The following is a 23,170-nucleotide window of genomic DNA, read 5'->3' as shown; positions in this document are numbered from 1 at the left end:
ACAGTATTGAGGTTTTACTGTTAACAAATTTGTGAGATAACAGACAGTCGGTAACCGATAACTAAAATAAGGCCGCTGTCATGTTGAGACCTAAACTAACCCCTCTGTACACAGCTGTTTCATTGCTCTTTTCAGCTTCGGCATTCAGTGACGATCACGCAACCAAGTGGGACGTCAATGCCCCACAGAATGCTCCCCTAGAACAAGCCAAAATTCAGGTCTCTGAAGGTACCTGGATGAACCTAAGCCTGAGCCCGGATGGCAAATACCTGGTGTTTGATCTGCTGGGTGACATCTACAGAATTCCCGCACAGGGCGGCGAAGCCGAACCTTTAGCACAAGGCATAGCCTGGCAGATGCAGCCCGTCTACAGCCCAGATGGCAAATACATTGCCTTTACATCGGATCAAGATGGCGGCGACAACATCTGGGTAATGAATGCTGACGGCAGTAATCCGCGTCCGGTAACCAATGAAACATTCCGCCTGCTCAACAGCCCGGCCTGGAGCCCTGATTCCCAATATCTGGTGGCGCGAAAGCACTTCACAGCCAGTCGCAGTCTAGGAGCCGGGGAAGTCTGGCTTTATCATATTGCCGGTGGCGAAGGAGTTAAACTCACCGAGCGGCCAAATGATCAGAAAGACTTGGGTGAACCCGCCTATTCCCCGGACGGCCGATATATCTACTTCAGCCAAGATGCCACCCCAGGCAAGACCTTTCACTACTCCAAAGACTCGGTCAAAGGCATATACAAGATAAAACGCTACGATACTCAAACCGGGGATATCGAAGTGCTTGTCGAGGGCACTGGTGGCGCCATCAGACCTACTCCGAGCCCGGATGGCAAACAGTTGGCCTACATCAAACGCGACGGTTTTCAGTCAACCTTATACCTGTTGGATCTGGCTTCCGGTAAAGAGCAAAAGCTCTATGGCGACCTTGACAGAGACATGCAGGAAACCTGGGCGATACATGGTGTTTATCCCACTATGGCCTGGAGTCCAGATAGTGCAGAGATCTATTTCTGGGCAAAAGGCAAAATCCACAGACTCGAATTGGCATCCAAACAAACGGCAGAGATCCCATTCAATGTCACCACAGAGCTTGCTGTGCAACCGGCGGTGCGCTTTAAGCAGGACATAGATCAGCAGCAACTGGATGTCAAAATGCTGCGCATGGCTCAGGTATCGCCAGATGGAACCAAAGTCATCTATGAAGCTCTGGGAAAAATCTGGATAAAGCAGCTGCCGGACGGCAAACCGAAGCGCCTGACCCGTTTGGATGACCGGGTGGATGAGTTATTCCCTCAATGGTCCCGTGACGGTAAGCGAGTGGTGTTTACCACATGGAATGATCAGCAACAAGGCAGCGTTAGAACCATCAGTGCCCGAGGAGGAAAAACCACAACACTGACCCAAGAGCCGGGGAAATATATTGAGCCCACCTTCTCTCCCGATGGCAAGCAAGTTGTGTTTCGTAAAATTGCCGGTGGCTATATTACTCCAAAAACCTGGAGTCAGGATCCCGGGCTCTACCTGGTTGACAGCAATGGTAAAGGACTAAAGAAACTCTCAGCTCAGGGCTTCCAACCACAGTTTGGTGCCGACAATGACAGAGTCTACTTTATCGAGAGTGGTGAAACGCCGCAACTAGCCTCAATAGCGCTTAGTGGTTTCGATAAGCGGGTACACTACACCAGCAAACACGCCACAGAATTCAGGGTATCTCCCGATGGTAAGCAACTCGCATTTGCCGAACGTTTCCGGGTTTGGGTCACCCCCTTCGCCAAGCATGGTGAAACCGTTGATATCGGGCCTAAGGCGACTAATTTGCCGGTAACACAGCTCAGTACCCGTGCCGGTGAGAGTATCAGTTGGGGCGCCAACAGCGATCAGCTCTATTGGACCCTTGGCCCAGAACTCTATCAAGTGAACCTGGATAACGACTATCGAGAGAAGAATGCCAAGGACAAGGTCCAAGTTACTGAGATTGGTTTTCAGACAGAGATGGATGTTCCACGTGGAACAATCGCTTTCGTCGGCGGAAAGATCATCACAATGGAGGATGATAGGGTCATAGATAAAGGTGTGGTGTTGGTGAAAGATAACCATATCCAAGCCGTGGGTGAAGCCGGCATGGCTATTCCGGATGATGCTATGCTAGTGGATATCTCAGGTAAGACACTGATGCCGGGTCTGTTTGATGCCCATGCCCATGGCGCTCAAGGTGAAAGCGAAATCATCCCCCAGCAGAACTGGCAGTTATATGCCGGCTTGGCCTTGGGGGTTACCAGCATCCATGATCCCTCCAATGACACTACCGAAATTTTTGCTGCCAGCGAGCAACAAAAAGCCGGAAAGATTGTTGGCCCGCGGATATTCTCTACCGGCACCATACTCTATGGAGCCAACTTACCAGGCTACACCAGTCACATAGACTCATTGGATGATGCCAAATTCCACCTCGAACGACTTAAAAAAGTCGGCGCTTTCAGCGTCAAGAGCTATAACCAACCCAGGCGCAATCAGCGTCAACAAGTCATAGCCGCGGCCAGAGAATTGGAGATGATGGTGGTTCCTGAGGGAGGAAGCCTGCTGCAGCATAATCTCACCATGATTGCCGATGGCCACACCACAGTGGAACATTCCCTGCCGGCCGCAGCAATCTACGACGATATTAAGCAATTCTGGAGCCAAACCCAAGTAGGTTACACCCCCACTCTGGTGGTGGCCTATGGCGGCATTTCGGGTGAAAACTATTGGTACGATAAGACAGATGTCTGGGCTCATCCACGATTGTCAAAATATGTTCCTGCCGATCTGTTGCGGGCTCGCTCCATGAGAAGGCCTACCGCACCGGATGAACATTACAACCACTTCAATGTGGCCAGAGTCGCCAATGAGGTGAATCAATTGGGGATCCATCCCAACATTGGTGCCCATGGTCAGCGTGAAGGCTTGGCTGCTCATTGGGAGATGTGGATGTTTGCCCAGGGCGGTATGAGCAATATAGAAGTGCTGAAGACGGCAACGCTTTATCCCGCCAAGACCTTCGCTATGGACCATCAGCTTGGTTCAATTAAGCCGGGCAAATTAGCCGACCTTATTGTTATCGACGGTAACCCACTAGAGGACATTAGGGTCACAGACAGAGTCACTCATACCATGGTCAATGGCAAACTCTATGATGCCGAAACCATGAATCAACTCAATGGTGATAAGAAGCAGCGCCAGCCCTTCTTCTTTGAAGAGATTTAAAAAAGATTAAACCCGACGTGAATACGGAAGGGTGTTCCACGTGGAACATCCTTTTATTTTATAAGTAGTAGCAGTACCAAAGCTAACAGTAGATAGCTAACAAAGGCCGGCAACAGGAAACGGATGAGTGTAGGCATGATGGCTTGTTTGCCAAAGCTGAGTCGCAGTAAAGTATCACCCACCCGAACGGCCCACAAGTTCACCAGCGCCAGAGTTGGCAATGTAAATAGCGCTCCAATAAACACACTTACGCCATCACTAAGCGCCAATAATCGACCAAAAACAAATGCGATAAACATCCAGAATAGCATGCACAATGGTAGATAGATTATCGTCGCAAAGGGCCCGGGCCCTGGACCCGAACTGAACAGCGCCAACAAAAAACGGCGACGCCGGGAAAACTTAATCATGGGGATAACAACAGCAATCCAACAAATGATCGTTGACCATGCCAACAGCCTGCATAAAGGCATAGCAAATCGTCGGGCCACAGAAGTTAAACCCCAGTTTTTTCAGCGCCTTGGACATCGCCTCCGACTCGGGTGTTTGAGCCGGAACCTGAGTCAGGGTTTCAAAGCGATTCACTTTGGGTACCCCGCCGACAAAACCCCAAAGAAATTCTGAAAAATCATTACCTTGTTCCACAAATGCCAGATATGCCTTGGCGTTTCGAACTATGGAATTCACCTTGGCTCTGTTGCGCACTATCCCTGGGTCTTGCAGCAATTCATCTATTTTGGCTTGATCGAACCCGGCAATGACTTGGGGATCAAACCCGGCAAAGGCGCGTTCATAGTTAGCCTGCTTTTTGAGTATGGTCAGCCAAGACAGTCCCGCCTGCTGACCATCGAGACAGAGCTTGGCAAACAGTTCTTTGGCATCGTAAACCGGCCTTCCCCACACCTTGTCGTGATATTCCTGATAGAGAGGATCATCAGTCACCCAGCCACAACGAACTATATCCATTACTCAAAATCCCTTAAATCGCTAAATCCGATAAAAAATAACCTACATAAGCCTATATCGACAAGGTATAATCGAAACCATTTTCTATTAATAGCTGACAGCAGTAGATATGACGACGAAACACGACGTGAAGACATTCCAGGGTTTTATCTTGACCCTGCAAGAATACTGGGCGCAGCAAGGTTGCGCCATAGTTCAACCCCTGGACATGGAGGTCGGTGCCGGCACCTTCCATCCACAAACCTTTTTGCGTTCATTGGGCCCTGAGCCGATGAGCAGCGCGTATGTCCAACCATCGCGCCGCCCTACCGACGGCCGCTATGGTGAAAACCCCAACCGTCTTCAGCACTACTATCAGTTTCAGGTCGTATTGAAACCTTCACCGGATAATATTCAGGAGCTATACCTCGGCTCACTGCAAGCCCTGGGTGTAGACCCAAGTATCCATGATATCCGTTTCGTTGAAGACAACTGGGAATCACCTACCCTGGGGGCCTGGGGCCTGGGCTGGGAAGTTTGGCTCAACGGTATGGAAGTCAGCCAGTTCACCTATTTCCAACAGGTTGGTGGCCTAGAGTGTAGCCCGGTAACCGGCGAAATCACCTATGGTCTAGAGCGTCTTGCCATGTATATTCAAGGCGTAGACAGCGTCTATGATCTGGTGTGGACCGACGGCCCAATGGGAAGGATCACCTATGGTGACGTGTTCCACCAAAACGAAGTGGAGCAGTCAACCTACAACTTTGAACATGCCGATGTCGACTTCCTGTTCGGTCTGTTCGATCAGTGCGAGAAAACCTGCCAGCACCTGCTTTCACTGGAAAAACCTCTGCCTCTGCCCGCTTATGAGCAAGTTATGAAGGCTTCACACGCCTTCAACCTACTCGATGCCCGTCACGCCATCTCTGTGACCGAGCGTCAGCGCTATATCCTGCGGGTGCGCACCATGGCCAAGGCGGTAGCCGAAGCTTATTACCAGGCGCGTGAAGCCCTGGGCTTCCCAATGTGCAAGTGAGGTAGAACTAATGAATTTTGACAACTTACTCATAGAGATAGGTACAGAAGAGCTGCCACCAAAAGCCCTACGCACTCTGGCAGAATCTTTTGTAAACAACTTCTGCGAAGAACTGGACAAGGCCGAACTCAGCTATAGCAAGGCACACTGGTATGCCGCTCCGCGCCGCTTGGCGCTCTACATAGAGCAACTGGCTCTGGCACAACAGGATAAAGTGGTTGAGAAAAGAGGCCCAGCGGTCAGCTCGGCCTTTGATGCCGAAGGCAAGCCAACCAAGGCCGCCGAAGGCTGGGCCCGCGGCAATGGTATCAGCGTTGCCGAAGCCGAGCGTCTGGTGACAGACAAGGGTGAATGGCTGCTGCACCGAGCCAAGGTTGAAGGTGTGACCACTGAAAGCCTGATCCCGTCCATGGCTCAACACGCTCTGGACAAGCTGCCGATCCCCAAGCCTATGCGCTGGGGCAGCAACAAGACTCAATTTATCCGCCCCGTGCACACAGTTACTATACTACTGGGCGACAAGCTGGTAGCCGGTGAGCTGCTGGGTATCAATTCAGCGCGTACCATTCGAGGTCACCGCTTTATGGGTGAAGCCAGCTTCGAGCTGGATCATGCCGACAACTATCTCAGCAGCTTGAAAGAGCGCGGTAAGGTGATTGCCGACTATCAGGCCAGAATAGATATCATCAAGACAGACGCAGAAAAAGCCGCTGCCAAGTTGGGTGGCCGTGCCGATATCGCCGATGAACTGCTTGAAGAAGTCGCCTCCTTGGTTGAATGGCCTGTGGTACTGACAGCGGCTTTCGAAGAGAAGTTTTTGCAGGTGCCCGCTGAAGCCCTGGTCTACACAATGAAAGGCGATCAGAAATACTTCCCGGTATTTGATGGCAACAATAAACTGATGCCCAACTTCATCTTTGTGACCAATATTGAGTCCAAAGATCCGGCGCAAATCATTGCCGGAAATGAGAAAGTTGTCCGCCCTCGCCTGGCCGATGCCGAATTCTTCTTTAACACAGATAAAAAGCAATCACTCGAGTCCCGCATTGCCAGCCTGGAAACCGTGGTATTCCAGAAGCAATTGGGCACCCTTAAAGACAGAGTGGAGCGTATCTCCTGTGTGGCCGAAGCCATTGCGGCCAAAATCGATGCCAACCAAGCCGATGCCAAGCGTGCCGGTCTGTTGTCCAAGGCCGATTTGATGACCAATATGGTCATGGAATTTACCGACACTCAAGGCACCATGGGCATGCATTACGCGCGCCTCGAAGGCGAAACCGAAGCGGTTGCCCAGGCATTGGAAGAACAGTACAAGCCCAAGTTCTCCGGTGATACTGTGCCAACAGCGCCGGTATCCTGCGCTGTTGCACTGGCAGAGAAGCTGGATACCCTGAGCGGAATATTCGGTATCGGCCAGGCTCCTAAAGGCGCTGCCGACCCCTTTGCCCTGCGCCGCGCGGCCATAGGTGTACTGAGGATCATTGTTGAGAACAAACTGCCACTGGATCTGGTCGAGCTGATTGCCTACGCCATCAAGGCCCACGGCAGCAACCTCAGCAATCAGAACTGCGCCGAAGAGGTGCTGGAATTCCTGATGGGCCGTTTCCGCGCCTGGTATCAAGATAAAGGCATCAGTACCGATGTGATTCTGGCGGTTCTGGCCCGTCGGCCGACTCGTCCGGCCGACTTTGACAGCCGTATCCAGGCCGTCAGCCATTTCCGCAGCCTGGAGCAGGCAGCCTCTCTGGCCGCTGCCAACAAGCGGGTTTCCAACATTCTTGCCAAGGTTGAAGGTGAATTGCCAAGCGAAGTCGATATGACTCTGCTGCAGGAAGATGCCGAGAAAGCCCTGAATCAAGTTCTGAGCTCACTTCAGCCACAACTTGACCCCTTATTTGCCAAAGGGGAGTATCAACAGGGATTGACCCTGCTGTCGACGCTGAAAGAGCCGGTAGATACCTTCTTTGAAGATGTGATGGTAATGGCCGACGATGAGGCGCTGCGCCGCAATCGTCTGGCACTGCTGAATCAACTGCGAAATCAGTTCCTGCGGGTGGCCGACATATCACTGTTGCAGTGATGGCTGTTGCTGTAATGGCAAACCGATAAAAAAACGCGCCGAAAAGCGCGTTTTTTCATTTTATTTCAAGCAGTTGCTGGTGCCATTGTTCAAACATTCCCCGGCTGATATTGGCTTCTTTCAACAAGGCGTCCAGCAATTCCGGAGGCAACTTATCCTCTTCCACCAGCATAGAACATTCACTGAGCAGATTGGCTTGCCAAATCAGCTGGCTTAAACGATTTTCCGGCTTGGCACCGACATTGGCCAAAGGTTGCAATACAGTCTCAAATGCCTTGGGCAACTGCCAACAACTCACCAGCAGGCTACTCAATGACAGGGAGCGCGCCGTCATCACCTGACGGAACAGCCAGGACTTGGGCTGCTCACCAGGCTCGGCTTGAATAAAGGCATCGAGCAGTAGTTTGAAGATGGCTATCTTGCCAACATCGTGCAGCAGCCCCACCATAAAAGCAGTATCAGGTTCTTCGGTTTCCAATTCTCCGGCCAGGAAAGCCACCTGCAGTGAATGGCGCCACAAATGGGCCCCAAAGCGGCGAAAGTAGATGGGTTTGATATCTATCATCTCTTTCATCATGCAGGTGGTCACTATCCGTCTCAACCTGTTGCTGCCCAGTTGAACCAAAGCCTGCTGAAGACTGGTTATCTGCCGCTCGCTGCGGCGAAAAGCCGCCGAGTTACAGATGCGGATCACCTCGGCACTCAACACGGGATCTTGTTGAATAAGCGCGACTATATCCTGATTATCAAATTCAGGATCGCTGAGTTTACTGTCCAGCTCCAGCATTCGGCCAGGGATCTGCAATACAGAATCGGCAATCTGCTGCGGTGAGGCCAGAGCCAGCTCAATGTCGCTCATGACCCGCTTTTCGAGTTTATTGGCTACGTCACCGCTATTTTGACTGCTGACGGAGAACAGTAAACTGTAAAATAGCGCCGTAGCATCAACGGCGGTCACCAACTCATCGCTCTCGGTGGCTGTCTCCCGGGAGCGGCTCAAGGTTTTCCGCTCATGCTGGATATTGGGCGGGGCTTCGTTGAAGCTTTTCGGTCGCTCTACTTCAACCTTTTCCCTGAGATTAAACAGTTTCCTGAAGAGTCTTATCAATTGATTTCCTGCGCAATTATTCCACCCAAGATGGTTCAGTATAATCGCTATTTAACAAAGTAAACGCGGCGAACATCCAATAAAAAAGGAAGGCCAGAAGCCTTCCTTTTAAAGATAATAAGCAGTTTGATTAAATGTCGAGGTTAGCCACGTTGAGGGCGTTGGCCTCAATAAAGTCGCGTCTTGGCTCAACCTGATCGCCCATCAGAGTGGTAAACAGCTGATCAGCGGCAATCGCATCTTCAATGGTAACCTGCAACATGCGACGGCTCTCTGGATCCATGGTGGTTTCCCATAGCTGCTCAGGGTTCATTTCACCCAGTCCTTTATAGCGCTGGATATAGAGACCGCGCTTGGACTCGGCTATCAGCCAGTCAAGAGCTTCAACAAAACTGCTGACCTCTTTGACCCTCTCACCGCGTTTAACATAGCCACCGTCTTCAATCAGATCACAGATCTGCTCACCCAGCTTGGCAATGCGCTCATAATCGCTGGAATGGAAGAAGTCATAACCAAACAGATAATGGGTATCTATGCCGTGTTTGCGCACAATGAGCTGCGGCAGATACACCTTACGCTCAGGATCCAGCACAGTTTCCATCTTGTAGATCACGCCGCCGTTCTCTTCATCTTCAAGATCCTGCAGCAGCCCGTTGCACCAAGTGGTCATAGCGGCTTCGTCGGCCAACATTTCGGCTGTCACCCGTGGACGATACAGCATGCGGTTGGTCACATTGGTTGGATAACGTTTTTCCAAGCGCTCAATGATGGCTTCCACTTCACGATATTGGTAAACCAGACGCTCCAGGCCTTCACCAGACATAGCCGGTGCATCCTTGGATGGATAGATGCTGCCGCCATCCAAAGCCTGAGTGGTCAAGTATTCAGTCAATGCCGGTTCATCTTTCAGATATTGCTCCTGCTTGCCTTTTTTCACTTTGAACAAAGGAGGTTGAGCAATATAAACAAAGCCACGTTCGATCAGCTCTGGCATCTGACGGAAAAAGAAGGTCAACAGCAGCGTACGAATGTGCGAGCCGTCGACGTCAGCATCCGTCATGATGATGATGTAGTGGTAACGGGTCTTGTCCGGATCATATTCATCACGGCCGATACCACAGCCAAGGGCGGTGATAAGAGTGGCCACTTCCTGAGAAGACAGCATCTTGTCGAAGCGAGCCTTCTCTACGTTAAGAATTTTACCCTTGAGTGGCAAAATAGCCTGGTTCTTTCTGTTTCGGCCCTGTTTGGCACTACCGCCGGCCGAATCACCCTCCACTATGTAGATTTCAGAAAGACCTGGGTCTTTTTCCTGACAGTCTGCCAATTTACCCGGCAAACCACCTAAATCCAAAGCACCTTTACGGCGGGTCATCTCGCGCGCTTTTCGGGCCGCTTCACGGGCGCGGGCAGCATCGATAATCTTGCCAACAATCATCTTGGCATCGGCTGGGTTTTCCAGCAGATAGTCATTCAGCTTCTCACCCATGGTCTGTTCCACGGCGCCTTTGACCTCACTGGAAACCAGCTTGTCTTTGGTCTGGGAGCTGAACTTGGGATCCGGAACCTTCACAGATACCACCGCGGTCAGACCTTCACGGGCATCGTCACCTGTGGCGTTGGTCTTGCCCTTCTTGTTGAAGCCTTCCTTCTCCATGTAGTTGTTCAGGTTACGGGTCAATGCCGCCCGGAAACCTGCTAAGTGAGTACCACCATCACGCTGCGGAATGTTGTTGGTAAAACAGAAAATGCTTTCCTGAAAACCGTCGTTCCACTGCATTGCCACTTCGACAGTAATGCCATCTTCCCGCTCTTGAGAAAAATGGAAAACATCCTTATTCACCGGAGTCTTGTTGCGGTTCAGGTATTCTACGAAGGCCTTGATACCGCCCTCATAATGGAATAACTCATCTTTGTTGTCACGCTCGTCAACCAGACGAATACCCACGCCGGAGTTCAGGAATGACAGTTCGCGAATACGCTTGGCCAGCAGCTCATAATGAAACTCGGTATCTGTAAAGGTTTCATGGCTGGGCCAGAAACGAATTTCAGTACCTGTCTTGGTCGCTTCACCGATTTCCTTGATAGGCTCTTGCGGCTCACCATGTTTGTAAAACTGCTCATAAACCTTGCCATCGCGGCGAATAGTCAGTTGCAGTTTTTCCGACAGTGCGTTAACCACGGATACACCTACACCGTGCAGACCACCGGAAACTTTATAGGAGTTGTCATCGAACTTACCGCCGGCGTGCAGCACTGTCATAATAACCTGAGCTGCCGATACTCCTTCTTCAGGGTGAATGGCAACCGGAATACCACGACCATCATCTTTTACAGAGACTGAACCATCAATATGGATGGTGATCACTATGTCACTGCAATGGCCCGCCAAAGCTTCATCGATAGAGTTATCGACGACTTCGAATACCATGTGATGCAGACCCGTGCCATCGTCGGTATCACCAATATACATCCCAGGTCTTTTACGTACCGCATCAAGGCCCTTAAGGACCTTAATACTCGAAGAATCGTAACTGTTCTCTGACATATTATTCTCTCATCGGTTATTCAATGACCGTTACCCGCCCCTGTTCCACCTGAAAAATTCGGCTGGGGGGCGTGCTTAATGAATCTGATATTGCCGCCGGGTCAATCGCAGTGACAAACACTTGCGCCCCGGTTTCGCTCAACTGCCGCAGCAATAACTTCCTGTGTTTCGCATCCAGCTCTGACGGCAGATCGTCGACCAGATAGATACTATTCTTATCTATTTGTTGTTTAAGTAACTTTCCCTGTGCTATTCGTAATGCACACACCAACAACTTCAGCTGACCACGAGACAAAGCATCCTGAGCAGGCAAATTACCCACTCTGAGTCTCAAATCAGCTTTATGGGGGCCACTGACAGTGTGCCCCATGGATAGATCCCGGGAATAAGACGCCTGCAACAGGGCCGCAAACTCAGTTTTACTATCCCAACCACGGGTAAAAGAAACCTTGATATCAACCTGTGGTAGAAACTCCCCGATTATACCCTTAAGTAGTTCATTTAACGAGTCTACATATGCCTTTCGTATCTCAGTGACCAACTCGGAGTAACGGACAAAATCCCGGTCCCAGAATGCGATTTGCTGATAGGCAGCACCATCCTTAAGTAACTGATTACGCTGTTTAAGGATTCTTCTTACATTAACCCAAGCCTGATAAAACTGCGGATCACAATGAAAGGCGCCCCAGTCGATAAACTGACGCCTGGCCTTAGGGCCTTCAAACAGCAGCGAAAAGCTCTCTGGAGTTATCACCTGGATCGGAAGAGTGTCGGCCAGCACAGACAGGCGCTTAATCTTCTCGCCATCCATTCTGACCTCGGTTTCGCCGCTGCGAAACCGTCGCAGTCCCAACTTACTGTCACCGGAGGGCAGGTTCAAATTGGCAAACAGGGTCAACTGATCCTGTTGGTTATTGATCACCCTCTGAGACAGATGACTGCGAAATGAACGTCCCATCCCCAGAAAGTAAATCGCCTCCAGGACACTGGTTTTGCCACTGCCATTTTGGCCGTAAATAAGATTCAGCCCAGTGCCGGGGAGCAGTTGGGCTGAATCGATATTACGAAAAGCTTGGATATTGAGACGAGTTAGACTCATTTAAGGCCCAAAGTCACCCCTAGAGGCGCATCGGCATCACCACGTACATGGAGTCTTCCTCGACGTGGTTTTCAATCAAGGCGCTGGAGTTACCGTCACTGAGGGTAATCCTGACTTCGTCGGCCTTGAGGCCATTGAGCACATCCAGCAGATAAGAGACGTTGAAGCCAATTTCAAGCGGCTGACCGGCATAATCCACATCGATGATCTCTTCGGCTTCTTCCTGCTCCGGGTTATTGGCGGTAATCTTGAGTAGCGCATTTTCCAGCTGCACCCTGACACCGCGGAATTTCTCATTGGACAGGATAGATGCCCGCAATAGTGCTTGTTTAAGCTGATTACGGCTGGCCAGCACTATCTTGTCACCACCCTTGGGCAATACCCGACGATAATCAGGGAAGCGGCCGTCCACCAGCTTACTGGTGAACACTGCGCTGGCGGTAGTAGCACGAATGGCGTTATCACCAATGGCAATATGGATATCCTGATCCTCACTGTCCAGCAGGCGAGCCAGCTCCATCACCCCTTTACGAGGCACGATCACCTGATTTTCCGGCAAAGAGGCTGCTATCTCTCTGTGACTCAGAGCCAAGCGGTGGCCGTCTGTTGCAATGGCGCGCAGTACATTACCCTCGGTTTCCAGCAGCAAGCCGTTGAGGTAGTAACGCACATCCTGGTTGGCCATGGAAAACTGAGTAGCATCTATCAGTGACTTGAGTGTGCCCTGCTTGAGGCTAAATTCGATGGCAGGCTGGAAACTCTCGACATTGGGGTATTCTTCCGCCGGTAGCGTCGCCAATGAGAAACGGCTGCGACCGCTGCGAAGCAGCCACTTGTTTTCCTGCTGTTCGATTTTGATTTCGCTCTGCTCAGGCAGAGACTTGACGATATCGAGCAGTTTCTTGGCCGGCACTGTGGTGCGACCTTCCTGCACTTCGCCACTCACCTCGGCACTGCCGACCAGTTCCACCTCAAGATCTGTACCCGTCATCTTGAGTGAGTGATTGCTTACTTCCACCAGGAGGTTTGCCAGAATGGGCAAGTTATGGCGTCTTTCCACCGCGCCACTGACCAACTGGAGCGGCTTTAATAGGGCATCCCTATCGATCGAAAATTTCATGGTCCTGTTCCCTGATTAAGAAGATAAGGTTCTAATCAAGTTGGCATAATCTTCTTTAATGTCGTGACTCTCTTCCCGCAGCTGCGCAATCTTGCGGCAAGCATGCAGCACAGTTGTATGGTCACGGCCACCAAAGGCATCACCTATCTCAGGTAAGCTCTGATTGGTTAATTCTTTAGACAATGCCATGGCCATCTGCCTCGGTCTCGCCACACTGCGGGAACGGCGCTTGGACAGCATATCGGCCATCTTGATCTTGTAGTATTCAGCCACTGTTTTCTGAATGTTGTCTATAGTGACTAATTTTTCCTGCAGAGCCAAGAGGTCACGCAAGGCTTCGCGCACAAAATCAATGGTTATTGGCCGACCGGTAAAGTTGGCATTGGCGATAACCCGGTTCAATGCCCCTTCCAATTCACGCACGTTGGAACGTAAACGCTTGGCAATGAAGAAGGCCACTTCATCCGGCAAGTTGATCCCGCTCTCCTGCGCCTTGCGCATCAAAATGGCGACCCGGGTTTCCAGCTCCGGCGGCTCAATGGCCACGGTAAGACCCCAGCCAAAGCGCGACTTGAGTCGATCTTCCACACCATCGATCTCTTTCGGATAACGATCCGATGTCAAAATGATCTGGTGATTGCCCTCAAGCAAGGCATTAAAAGTATGGAAAAACTCTTCCTGGGATCTATCTTTATTGGCAAAGAACTGAATGTCATCAATAAACAGGGCATCTACGCTACGGTAGTAACGCTTGAAGTCTTCAATGGCATTATTTTGCAGCGCTTTGACCATGTCTTGAACAAAACGCTCGGAATGCATATAAACCACTTTGGCGTTGGGATTATTCTTGATAATGCCGTTGCCTACGGCGTGCAACAGGTGAGTCTTACCCAGACCGGTACCGCCATACAAAAACAGAGGGTTATAGGCACCACCCGGGTTTTCTGCCACCTGCAATGCGGCCGCCTTACCCAGTTGGTTAGACTTACCTTCAACAAAGTTGTCAAACTGGTAAGTGGGATTAATATTACTGCGATAACTGTGGTTTACAGCCGGTTCAGCAGCAGTGTTAAAGGTTGCACCTTTACCGGCTGCACTCTTGGGCGCGCTGACAGACGCCTTGGTCGCAGTTGGGGCCTGTACCTGGGGCTTGGCCGACGGACGGCTACCAATATCAAACCTGAGTTTCGGTGCATCATTGCCCAAATGCTCAGTAAAAAACTGATTGATAATGTTGAGATATTTATCTCTAACCCAGTCAAGCACGAACCGGTTGGGCGCATAGAGCACCAGGGTATCCCCATCCATTTCGGCTTGTAACGGTCTGATCCACATACTGAATTGTTGAGCAGAAAGCTCATCTTGTAGTCGTCCGATACATTGCTGCCAAAGTGAAACCGCCACGTACTTATCCCCAAAAGATCGCCTCGAAAGGAGGGTATTCTATAGTGAGATCTGAATAATCGCTATCCTTTAAGTGTAATTATCCCCAGGCAGATCCCAACAGTCAGATCTGTCGGATCCAGATCGATCCCCCAGGATCCGCTATTTGGCGAGACGGTTAAAATCCCGCTTTATAAAGCGATCCACCCTGATCTATAATCAACACCCGCCGATCTGCCAAGATATTAATGGATCCACAAGATGTAGTGTCCGTACACAGAGTTATCCACATCTTGTGGTGACCTCTGCTCAACAGATCGCGAAAATGCCGAGATAAATTACCTTGAGAGGGGCTGCACGTGTTGACTGCCTTGACTAAAGTGATTACAATTCGGCCTCTTTTTTGCCCTTACCTCAAACAGAGATAAGGTAAATTCACTAACAAAGACGGATTGCCATCATGAGTAAACGTACTTTTCAACCTAGCAACCTGAAGCGCAAGCGTTCTCACGGCTTCCGCGCTCGTATGGCTACAGCGAACGGCCGTAAGGTACTGGCTCGTCGCCGTGCCAAAGGTCGCGCTCGTCTGTCTGCTTAATTGCGAGTAGACAACTAGGTGACTCGTTACACCTTTACGCGGGAGTTACGCTTGCTAACTCCCGCGCAATTCAAAACCGTATTTACCAACCCCATTAAAGCCTCCTCAGCTGAAATAACCCTGCTTGCTGTACCCAATGAGATGCAACATCCGCGTCTGGGACTCACAGTGGCCAAACGCCATGTAAAGAGAGCCAATCAACGCAATCGTATCAAGCGGGTGATCCGGGATAGCTTCCGCCTCAATCAACATGATTTGCCACCACTGGATATTGTAGTGCTGGTGCGCGGCGGTGTGCTGGATATGGATAATGAACAGCTCAGAAAGCTGGTAGAAAAGTTATGGCGCAAACTCAGTCGCCGTTTCAATGGCTGATAATTAAGGCTATCAGAGCCTACCAACTCCTTATCAGCCCTCTGCTGGGGCCTCGTTGTCGCTTTAATCCAACCTGCTCTCACTACGCCATAGAAGCGGTGCGAGTGCACGGAACGATTAAAGGGAGTTGGTTTGCAATCAAACGCATATTAAAATGTCACCCTTTACATCCGGGCGGCAGTGATCCCGTCCCCCCTAAAAATGACAGGTGTAATAAATAGGCTATGGAATCTCAACGCAATTTACTGCTTATCGGCTTGCTGTTTGTCAGCTTCTTGCTGTGGCAACAATGGCAAACCGATAAAGCACCCAAACCCGCTGTAACTGAAAATACAGTTGCCACTTCCGTTCAAGAGACAACTCACAGCGCTGACGTTCCGGTTGCCGAATCAGGCATGCCAGAAGAAACAGCCGTGGCGTCCAAAGATCTTATCAGAGTCACCACAGATCAACTGGATGTGCTGATCAACCCTGTCGGCGGTGACATTGTTCATGCGGCTCTGGTTTCTCATAAACTGGAGCTGAACAAAGACGAGCCCTTCGTCCTGTTGGAACAGAAGCCGGGGTTTGTGTACATAGCCCAGAGTGGCCTGATGGGCAGCGGCGGTACAGACAGTACCAAGGGCCGTTCTACCTACTCAGCCAGCGCCAAAGAATTTACTCTTGCCGATGGTCAGGACACACTGACTGTTCCATTGAGTTACACAGCAGCAAACGGCGCCAAGTACACCAAGATCTACACCTTCCACAAAGGCCAGTTTGCCGTAGACGTTGATTACAAGATTGACAACACCACATCTGAGCCACTGCAGGTTCAGATGTACGGTCAGATAAAACAGACCATCAAGCCTTCAGACAGCAGCATGATGATGCCTACTTATCGTGGTGCGGCCTTCTCAACTGCCGATATCCGCTACGAAAAGTATAACTTTGAAGATATCCAGGAAAAGAACCTGGAGAAGAAGACTGAAGGTGGCTGGGCCGCCATGCTGCAACACTACTTTGTGTCAGCCTGGGTTCCACCAAAGAATGAAACCAACACCATATTTACCAGAGATAGTTCAGGTACCGCCAACATTGGCTTCATGGGCGAGAAAAAGACAGTTGCCCCTGGCACTGAAATGACCCTGAGCGCCGACTTCTACGTAGGTCCAAAGGATCAGGCCGCCCTGTCCGAGCTGTCTGACACCCTTAACCTGGTTGTGGATTATGGCTTCCTCTGGTGGCTGGCAGTGCCTATCTACAAGCTGCTGATGTTCTTCCAATCCATCGTGGGTAACTGGGGTGTGGCCATCATACTGATCACCCTGACGGTGCGCGGTATTCTATTCCCGCTGACCAAGGCGCAATACACCTCTATGGCCAAGATGCGTAACCTGCAACCAAAACTGCAGGAGCTAAAGGACAGATTCGGTGATGATCGCCAGAAGATGGGCCAGGCCATGATGGAGCTGTACAAGAAGGAAAAAGTGAACCCTATGGGTGGCTGTCTGCCTATCTTGCTGCAAATGCCTATCTTTATTGCCCTTTACTGGGTACTGATGGAAGGCGTGGAACTGCGCCATGCGCCATTCATGCTGTGGATTGACGATCTGTCGGTACAGGATCCTTACTACATCCTGCCGCTGCTGATGGGTGTCTCCATGTTCCTGATGCAAAAAATGCAGCCAATGGCACCGACCATGGATCCTATGCAGCAGAAGATGATGCAATGGATGCCGGTCATCTTTACCGTATTCTTCCTCTGGTTCCCATCCGGTCTGGTACTCTACTGGTTGGTGGGTAACATAGTTGCCATTATCCAGCAGAAGATTATCTATGCCGGCCTGGAGAAAAAAGGCTTAAAATAAGCCGATTTCGGGTCAAATGATCAAGGGCGGCCTAAGGGTCGCCTTTTGTTTTTTATAAATACGTTTTCAAGGGTTAATGCAGTGACAACAGATACTATCGTGGCGCAGGCCACCGCTCCAGGCCGCGGTGGTGTAGGCATAGTCAGAGTTTCGGGGCCCAAGGCCCAAGCCGTTGCACAGGCATTGCTGGGCCATCAGCCCAAGCCAAGATATGCCGATTACTGTGACTTCAAGGGAAGTCAGGGAGAAGTGCTGGATCAGGGTATAGCCCTGTTCTTCAAAGGCCCCAATTCTTTTACCGGTGAAGATGTGCTGGAACTTCAGGGCCATGGTGGTCAAATCGTCATGGACATGCTGATCAAAAGAGTCCTGGAAGTCGAAGGACTCCGCTTGGCACGCCCGGGGGAATTCAGCGAACAGGCCTTTATGAATGACAAACTGGATCTGACCCAAGCAGAAGCGATAGCCGATCTCATTGATGCCACCAGCGAACAGGCCGCCAAGAGCGCCCTGCAATCACTTCAGGGCGAGTTTTCCCGCGAAGTGCATGAGCTGGTGGAACAGGTTACCAACCTGCGCCTCTATGTCGAGGCCGCCATCGACTTCCCAGATGAAGAGGTAGACTTCCTCTCTGATGGCAAGATTGCCAATGCTCTTTATCGCATCATAGATAAACTGGACTTGGTACAGGCCAGTGCCAAACAGGGCGCCATCATCCGCGAAGGGATGAAAGTAGTGATAGCCGGCCGCCCCAACGCCGGTAAGTCCAGTCTGCTCAACGCCCTGGCGGGAAAAGAGTCGGCGATTGTCACCGAAATAGCCGGCACCACAAGGGATGTATTGCGGGAGCATATCCACTTGGATGGCATGCCGCTGCATGTCATAGACACCGCCGGCCTGCGCGACACTACTGACACAGTGGAACAAATAGGCATAGAAAGAGCCTGGGCCGAAATCGCCACCGCCGACAGAGTGCTGTTTATGGTAGATGGCACAGAAACCCAAGCCGTTGATCCCCATGAAATCTGGCCGGACTTTATTGATCGCCTGCCGGAAAACCTCGGCGTCACTGTGGTACGCAATAAGGCGGATCTGACCGGAGAGTCACTGAGCCCCGGCGAAGAGAAAGGCTATGACGTCTTTAGGATCTCAGCCAAAACCGGGCTCGGGGTCGATGCACTGAAACAGCACCTCAAGAACCTGATGGGCTATCAGAGTAACCTGGAAGGCGGTTTTATCGCCCGTCGCCGTCACCTGGAAGCCTTGGAAGTCGCCGGTGAACATCTACAGCAGGGCAAAGTACAGCTGGAAGTCTATCAGGCAGGTGAGCTGCTGGCCGAAGAACTGCGCATGACTCAACAGGCTCTGGCCGAAATCACCGGCCAATTCACCTCGGACGATCTGCTGGGAAGAATTTTTTCCAGCTTCTGTATCGGGAAGTAAAGCGGGCAAATAACGGAAAACAACAGCAAACAACAGTAGATAACACACTGATTTTATTAGTTCTTTATTTTCTGTTCGTTGCCAAATCTAGTCCCCAGTTGGGCCCCAATGACATGATAAATGCCGTATTGGGGACCAATTGGGGGCTATTTCCATTGAAAAACGAACACTTAGAACTGACGGCACACGCTCACTACGCCTAGTTTATGACTATGGCTACACCACAAATATACAAGGTGAACGCCAAAATAAACGTAAACGCAGCTAAGAAACCTTAAACCTGTACGTTCACGACAAACCTAAAACACCCACCCACTTATAAATATCTTCGTCTGCCAGCTATGGTACAAAGACCTGTCAGAGCAACAGCCAGAGTAAAGTCATCTGCAATTATGTGGTCTATTTCCCTACGTAACCAACGGGTTAACCTCACCGTTGATGACAGTACAATGTAACCGGCTGCAAAGGTTCAGTGGGTTACTTTTTGTCAGAGCGGAGCACCAGCTCCACACGGCGATTCAGCCGCTGGCCTGCTTCGTTGGCATTGCTGGCAACGGGGCTGTACTCGCCATTGCCATGGGCTGCTAATTGGCTGGCGGGGATCTGGTATTGCTCGGTGAGCTGTTTTATCACTACCGCCGCTCGGCGCTGTGACAGGCTCTGGTTATAGCGGTTGTCGCCCTTATCGTCGGTGTGGCCGACCACGTAAAAATCCAGCTTCGGGTGCTGCTTAAGGTAGCTTGCCAGTACTTCCAGCACTGGCTTGGACTCTGACAGCATCTGGTCACTGTCGTAATCGAACAGCAGGCCTTCCAGAGTAGCCTTGCCGGATTGGGTAATGGCCTTGGTGAGAGCATCGAGGTCAATGACAACCCTGTCATCTTTCAGTGCCGAAAGCTCCATCACTCGCACAGTGGTGTCTGCCGGCGTGCCATCGTAGCGGCCCTGGGCATAGATATCGAAATACACATCACCACCAGGGCGGCTCAGTTTAAATAGCTGATAGTCCTGCCATTCATCGGTGTTAACATCCTGATGTAACCCCATGGACTTTATCAATTCGGCATCGTCACCACAGGCTTTACCCTCGCAATGGAATACGGACTCAGCGGCCAGCTTGTTGGCTGCGGCGGCGTAGTTACTGCTGATTTCAAACAGCGAGTATTCCTCTGGCATCCGATAACGTATCTCGGTGAGTTTGGCATTGAGTGGCTGGGTCTGATAACCGGCTGCAGATATGCCGACAATCACAGGGACTTGGGTAAAATTGGTTTGCTTGTAGCGACTAATGAAACTGCCGGGCATGCGGCCAAGCAGCGGATGATCTGCCGAGTCCTGACTATCTTCACTGCGTCTATCTTTTATCTCCACCTCTTGTGGATCCTGCTGTAAAAACGCCGGGTTTGCCTCAATCAGATCCAGTGGCTCGGGAATACTCTCAAGGGTCACAAGCTGTACCTTGGTGTAACGGTCCTCACGGTGAAAAGCATAGATGACGCTGTAAACATCCCCGCTGGAACCTGTTAGTTTTGCCGCCACGTATGCGCCGAGATAACTGGTATCTACGGTTATCCTAGGTGCCAACTGGTCCCTTAGGACATAGGGATCACCGCAGGCTTCCTGCTGGCATAGAAACACTATCTCAGCATTTATTTTTTTAAGTTGTGCCAAATAGTTATTGATAACAAGCTCCAGCGTATAGCTGTCTGGGAGCTCGAAGCTGTGTTGAGTCAGTTTTCCTGACACAGGCAAAACGGAGAGCTTGTCTCCATCAACGGCAGTAATGAGATCAAATGGCGTAAAATGAATGCGTTTTTCTGCGGGATATTTGGCATCAGGGAAAGTGCTGAAAAGCGTACTGGCAGAGGCACTGAAGGCAGTAACAACCAAAAATACTGCACTCAATAAAGTATTTTGTCCCATAAAAAAAATCCTTTTCAGCGGGCGAATCTTACTTTAGCGTATTAATTAAGAGAGTAGGATGATACGATAAAACAATTAAAGTGTCAGCCTTCGTATTTGTTTCAGCTGAATATTATATGGATATACGAAATGGATATACGAACTCGCACCAGTATACGCCTGGAGGGAGAGGTTTTTGACTTACAGCCTGAGTTAAAGCAGTTTTACCTTGCGAATGGTCGGTGTTTACGCAAAGCATTATCATACACGGATGAACAGCATATCAATAGCGTGGTTTTTGTAGATTGAACACAAAAGCCAGAGCCCTGCGTATCTTCGACGCGAAAGCCCTCTACAGCCTATATAGTGATAGTCAATAACCTCGATACTCAAATCGAAGTCGAATTACTGCGGACAGGGTTTCACGGCCAATTGATAAGAAATAGTTCTTTAGTGTTGCAGCTAACTGTTATCGATTTCCTTGTTAAAGAAGAGATGTACTTTTCACGAAAAGCACTTTCGCAATATGTTCTTAAAACATCATTTAAAAACAAGGTGGTCAGTTCTGAAAGAACGGCTCTTGATGTCACCCTGAAAGAACGGCAAATAGTGGATTGTATTTTTAAAGGAATAAGCAATCAGGAAATCGCAAATGCGCTGAATATTTCGCTAAACACTGTGAAAATGCATCTCCAAATATTTACAGAAAAAACAACCTTAAAGGGCGAATTCAATTAATGTCATCATACTAATTAATTAATCCTTTAAGGTGTAATGCCTGAGCAATTTTTATCCTCCGGAGTAATTGAGTCATAGATGGATTACTCTAATAATAACCGCGAAATTACTATCAATTGCTTCAAGGAGTGAAACTATTTTCCAACGTAAAATTCGCGGTCAGGGTATGACTGAATACATCGTAATTGTTGCTCTAATTGCCATTGCGGCTATCGGTGCGTTCACTATGTTTGGTGATGTGGTACGTAACCAAACGGCTTCTATGGCCGCTGAACTTTCAGGTAGTGCAAGTGAAACTAAGACTGCCAATAGTGAAGCTGAAAAAGCAGGTAAAAAAGCGGTAACTGACGCTGCCAAGGCTGGTGGCTTGAACGCTTACAACGAGACTGCTTCAAAGGCCAGTACTCGTAAGTAACCAGCACAAGTAAGGATAAAGGCCATTGTTATAAATGGCCTATTCCTGTTTCTGGATAAATAACTTAGTCCTTCAGAGGGTTGTAGAATGTCATTTCGCTTGATGCCATCGTTTTCAAAGTCAACTTTCACCCGCGTCGCGCTCGGTGTGTTCCTTTTGGGAACTACCTCCATTTTGATGGCAGACGAGAGTGGCGAACCAGCGCAATTACTGATGGACAGGTTCCCCAAGCCCCATGAGATAGAGCTTGCGCGCCAAGGTGTGGCCGAGGCCAATATCAATAAGCCTTGGGAAAAATCTTGCCCCTATCGAGAGCTAACAGGCACTGCCGAGGCAGAGGACGAGTTTTTCTTTCGCTGCCAACGTTGGGACGACTGTGTGTCTGCGGGTGGTTCGGCCAGCATCTACAGCGAGGCGTTCTTCCAGAATCATCAACGACAACCTAAAGATCAGATACCTTGGGAGTCTTACAGGGATGGCAGCATATTTCTTCTCGAGCCATCCGATTTCGAGAGGATCACCGGTCACTTGAGACAGTATGCCCTGAAATCTGCAGAGGAAAATTGGCGCTTGTTTGAGGGACGGGATGCAGCTGCGGCAAGTGACTTGGTGGAGAAGAAATTCTGGCAATGGTGCTCTGCCGAACCTTTGACTTTGTGGAAGGCAGAATATCAGTAGCCGGCGTACCTACTCACACCCAAACAACAAATTTAATTTGAATAAAGGCTAAGAATTCAAGCATCGCCGTCGGCTATTCCATGCACTCGATATCGGAAGAGTTAACGGCGTGCGCCACTGAAGGACAGAAACCACGATCAAGGATTGAGCCATGCAAGTGTTCTACCGCTACCTGTTATACAGAGTCGCTGCATAATGTCCTTAAATCCTCACCTCTGGCCTGAATATGGCCGATGTCGAGCGCCTGCTCGAACTATTTACCTTACTCGCAGTTGAAGGAAAAACATTGCTAATCATCAAGCATATTCTTGAGATGATAGCCAATGCCGACCACGTAATAGAAATGGGCCCGGGAGCCGGAAAACATGGCGGAAAGATAATCTATCAGGGCCCTCAGTTAGGAATGCTGACTTCCGCTACTTCGGTCACAGGTCCTTTTTTGGAGGAACCGGTGTCAGGGAAACATGAGTTACTTAGGGAAGGTGCGAATAAGTCCTCGCGGTACTCTGGCTTACACAGCAATTGGCGTTCAAGGCATCTGACTGAAGGCATGCCGGGGCCTGTCAAAGTCGGATAACGCAGAGAGCCGGTTGCT

The 23,170-nt window shown here is 50.2% G+C and carries 19 protein-coding genes; 11 read left to right on the top strand and 8 right to left on the bottom strand.

The features are described from left to right. The first annotated feature begins 80 nt into the window (after positions 1-80). Positions 81-3,257, top strand: coding sequence for an amidohydrolase family protein (locus ACMHXH_RS03105; RefSeq protein WP_335912556.1), 3,177 nt, complete (start codon positions 81-83; stop codon positions 3,255-3,257). Between the two features lie 53 nt (positions 3,258-3,310). On the opposite strand, the gene ACMHXH_RS03100 is transcribed toward ACMHXH_RS03105, so the two are convergent. Beyond that, positions 3,311-3,556 carry a hypothetical protein gene (locus tag ACMHXH_RS03100; RefSeq protein WP_160289586.1) on the bottom strand — a complete coding sequence of 82 codons (246 nt, stop codon included), beginning with the start codon at positions 3,554-3,556 and terminating at the stop codon, positions 3,311-3,313. Positions 3,557-3,659: 103 nt separating this feature from the next. Continuing rightward, positions 3,660-4,223, bottom strand: coding sequence for a DNA-3-methyladenine glycosylase I (locus ACMHXH_RS03095; protein ID WP_071476699.1), 564 nt, complete (start codon positions 4,221-4,223; stop codon positions 3,660-3,662). Positions 4,224-4,332: 109 nt separating this feature from the next. Between ACMHXH_RS03095 and glyQ the strand changes: the two genes are divergently transcribed. Both glyQ and glyS read left to right on the top strand, forming a co-directional pair. Continuing rightward, complete coding sequence (gene glyQ, locus ACMHXH_RS03090; protein ID WP_028780936.1) at positions 4,333-5,238, top strand: glycine--tRNA ligase subunit alpha; 906 nt, start codon at positions 4,333-4,335, stop codon at positions 5,236-5,238. 10 nt (positions 5,239-5,248) lie between these two features. After that, positions 5,249-7,318: a glycine--tRNA ligase subunit beta gene (glyS, locus tag ACMHXH_RS03085; protein ID WP_039035682.1), complete on the top strand. Its 2,070-nt coding sequence runs from the start codon at positions 5,249-5,251 to the stop codon at positions 7,316-7,318. Between the two features lie 55 nt (positions 7,319-7,373). On the opposite strand, the gene ACMHXH_RS03080 is transcribed toward glyS, so the two are convergent. The 5 genes from ACMHXH_RS03080 to dnaA all read right to left on the bottom strand — a co-directional run bounded on the left by ACMHXH_RS03080 (position 7,374) and on the right by dnaA (position 14,597). Further along, on the bottom strand, positions 7,374-8,426 hold the full coding sequence (locus ACMHXH_RS03080) for an HDOD domain-containing protein (RefSeq protein ID WP_335912553.1): 1,053 nt from the start codon (positions 8,424-8,426) through the stop codon (positions 7,374-7,376). A gap of 130 nt (positions 8,427-8,556) precedes the next feature. Then, positions 8,557-10,974 carry a DNA topoisomerase (ATP-hydrolyzing) subunit B gene (gene gyrB / locus ACMHXH_RS03075; RefSeq protein ID WP_335908884.1) on the bottom strand — a complete coding sequence of 806 codons (2,418 nt, stop codon included), beginning with the start codon at positions 10,972-10,974 and terminating at the stop codon, positions 8,557-8,559. A 16-nt stretch (positions 10,975-10,990) separates the two neighbouring features. Beyond that, complete coding sequence (gene recF / locus ACMHXH_RS03070; protein ID WP_039035679.1) at positions 10,991-12,073, bottom strand: DNA replication/repair protein RecF; 1,083 nt, start codon at positions 12,071-12,073, stop codon at positions 10,991-10,993. Positions 12,074-12,092: 19 nt separating this feature from the next. Continuing rightward, positions 12,093-13,193: a DNA polymerase III subunit beta gene (gene dnaN, locus ACMHXH_RS03065; RefSeq protein ID WP_028780941.1), complete on the bottom strand. Its 1,101-nt coding sequence runs from the start codon at positions 13,191-13,193 to the stop codon at positions 12,093-12,095. Positions 13,194-13,208: 15 nt separating this feature from the next. Continuing rightward, entirely contained in the window at positions 13,209-14,597 is a 1,389-nt protein-coding gene (gene dnaA / locus ACMHXH_RS03060; RefSeq protein WP_039035678.1) for a chromosomal replication initiator protein DnaA, read from the bottom strand. Positions 14,598-15,036: 439 nt separating this feature from the next. Here dnaA and rpmH point away from each other — a divergent pair, with 439 nt between their 5' ends. The 5 genes from rpmH to mnmE all read left to right on the top strand — a co-directional run bounded on the left by rpmH (position 15,037) and on the right by mnmE (position 18,842). Then, the gene (rpmH, locus tag ACMHXH_RS03055) at positions 15,037-15,174 is read left to right on the top strand and encodes a 50S ribosomal protein L34 (RefSeq protein ID WP_011758135.1); all 138 of its coding nucleotides are present in this window, start codon (positions 15,037-15,039) and stop codon (positions 15,172-15,174) included. A gap of 18 nt (positions 15,175-15,192) precedes the next feature. After that, a complete protein-coding gene (gene rnpA, locus ACMHXH_RS03050; protein WP_025889662.1) occupies positions 15,193-15,549 on the top strand; it encodes a ribonuclease P protein component in 357 nt (118 codons plus the stop codon). Further along, positions 15,516-15,770 (top strand): membrane protein insertion efficiency factor YidD, encoded by a 255-nt coding sequence (gene yidD, locus ACMHXH_RS03045; RefSeq protein ID WP_081737191.1) that lies wholly within the window; start codon positions 15,516-15,518, stop codon positions 15,768-15,770. Before rnpA ends, yidD begins: the two co-directional genes overlap by 34 nt. A gap of 3 nt (positions 15,771-15,773) precedes the next feature. Continuing rightward, positions 15,774-17,399: a membrane protein insertase YidC gene (gene yidC / locus ACMHXH_RS03040; RefSeq protein ID WP_144362099.1), complete on the top strand. Its 1,626-nt coding sequence runs from the start codon at positions 15,774-15,776 to the stop codon at positions 17,397-17,399. An 81-nt stretch (positions 17,400-17,480) separates the two neighbouring features. Next, positions 17,481-18,842 (top strand): tRNA uridine-5-carboxymethylaminomethyl(34) synthesis GTPase MnmE, encoded by a 1,362-nt coding sequence (gene mnmE / locus ACMHXH_RS03035; RefSeq protein WP_071476697.1) that lies wholly within the window; start codon positions 17,481-17,483, stop codon positions 18,840-18,842. A gap of 477 nt (positions 18,843-19,319) precedes the next feature. Here the strand turns inward: mnmE and ACMHXH_RS03030 are convergent, their stop codons facing one another. Then, a complete protein-coding gene (locus tag ACMHXH_RS03030; RefSeq protein WP_335912551.1) occupies positions 19,320-20,765 on the bottom strand; it encodes an OmpA family protein in 1,446 nt (481 codons plus the stop codon). A 432-nt stretch (positions 20,766-21,197) separates the two neighbouring features. On the opposite strand from ACMHXH_RS03030, the gene ACMHXH_RS03025 reads away from it, so the two are divergent. From ACMHXH_RS03025 to ACMHXH_RS03015, 3 genes are all read left to right on the top strand, one after another. Next, a complete protein-coding gene (locus tag ACMHXH_RS03025) occupies positions 21,198-21,482 on the top strand; it encodes a LuxR C-terminal-related transcriptional regulator (protein WP_234501320.1) in 285 nt (94 codons plus the stop codon). 166 nt (positions 21,483-21,648) lie between these two features. Then, a complete protein-coding gene (locus ACMHXH_RS03020) occupies positions 21,649-21,897 on the top strand; it encodes a pilus assembly protein (RefSeq protein ID WP_144362101.1) in 249 nt (82 codons plus the stop codon). A gap of 177 nt (positions 21,898-22,074) precedes the next feature. Further along, a complete protein-coding gene (locus ACMHXH_RS03015; RefSeq protein ID WP_177192607.1) occupies positions 22,075-22,575 on the top strand; it encodes a hypothetical protein in 501 nt (166 codons plus the stop codon). The last annotated feature ends 595 nt before the right edge of the window (positions 22,576-23,170 follow it).

Origin of the sequence: Shewanella sp. BJSY2023SW001 (genome assembly GCF_047314685.1) — a bacterium.
GTDB classification, from domain to species: Bacteria; Pseudomonadota; Gammaproteobacteria; order Enterobacterales; family Shewanellaceae; genus Shewanella; species Shewanella indica.
Note: the sequence above shows the minus strand (reverse complement) of the source record. Positions and strands in the feature narration are given on the sequence as shown.

Excerpts from the sequence above, each read along its gene's own strand:
- ACMHXH_RS03105 (WP_335912556.1), top strand. The coding sequence starts at position 81 with ATGTTGAGACCTAAACTAACCCCTCTGTACACAGCTGTTTCATTGCTC.
- ACMHXH_RS03100 (WP_160289586.1), bottom strand. The coding sequence starts at position 3,556 with ATGTTTATCGCATTTGTTTTTGGTCGATTATTGGCGCTTAGTGATGGC.
- ACMHXH_RS03095 (WP_071476699.1), bottom strand. The coding sequence starts at position 4,223 with ATGGATATAGTTCGTTGTGGCTGGGTGACTGATGATCCTCTCTATCAG.
- glyQ (WP_028780936.1), top strand. The coding sequence starts at position 4,333 with ATGACGACGAAACACGACGTGAAGACATTCCAGGGTTTTATCTTGACC.
- glyS (WP_039035682.1), top strand. The coding sequence starts at position 5,249 with ATGAATTTTGACAACTTACTCATAGAGATAGGTACAGAAGAGCTGCCA.
- gyrB (WP_335908884.1), bottom strand. The coding sequence starts at position 10,974 with ATGTCAGAGAACAGTTACGATTCTTCGAGTATTAAGGTCCTTAAGGGC.
- recF (WP_039035679.1), bottom strand. The coding sequence starts at position 12,073 with ATGAGTCTAACTCGTCTCAATATCCAAGCTTTTCGTAATATCGATTCA.
- dnaN (WP_028780941.1), bottom strand. The coding sequence starts at position 13,193 with ATGAAATTTTCGATCGATAGGGATGCCCTATTAAAGCCGCTCCAGTTG.
- rpmH (WP_011758135.1), top strand. The coding sequence starts at position 15,037 with ATGAGTAAACGTACTTTTCAACCTAGCAACCTGAAGCGCAAGCGTTCT.
- yidD (WP_081737191.1), top strand. The coding sequence starts at position 15,516 with ATGGCGCAAACTCAGTCGCCGTTTCAATGGCTGATAATTAAGGCTATC.
- yidC (WP_144362099.1), top strand. The coding sequence starts at position 15,774 with ATGGAATCTCAACGCAATTTACTGCTTATCGGCTTGCTGTTTGTCAGC.
- ACMHXH_RS03030 (WP_335912551.1), bottom strand. The coding sequence starts at position 20,765 with ATGGGACAAAATACTTTATTGAGTGCAGTATTTTTGGTTGTTACTGCC.
- ACMHXH_RS03020 (WP_144362101.1), top strand. The coding sequence starts at position 21,649 with ATGACTGAATACATCGTAATTGTTGCTCTAATTGCCATTGCGGCTATC.
- ACMHXH_RS03015 (WP_177192607.1), top strand. The coding sequence starts at position 22,075 with ATGGCAGACGAGAGTGGCGAACCAGCGCAATTACTGATGGACAGGTTC.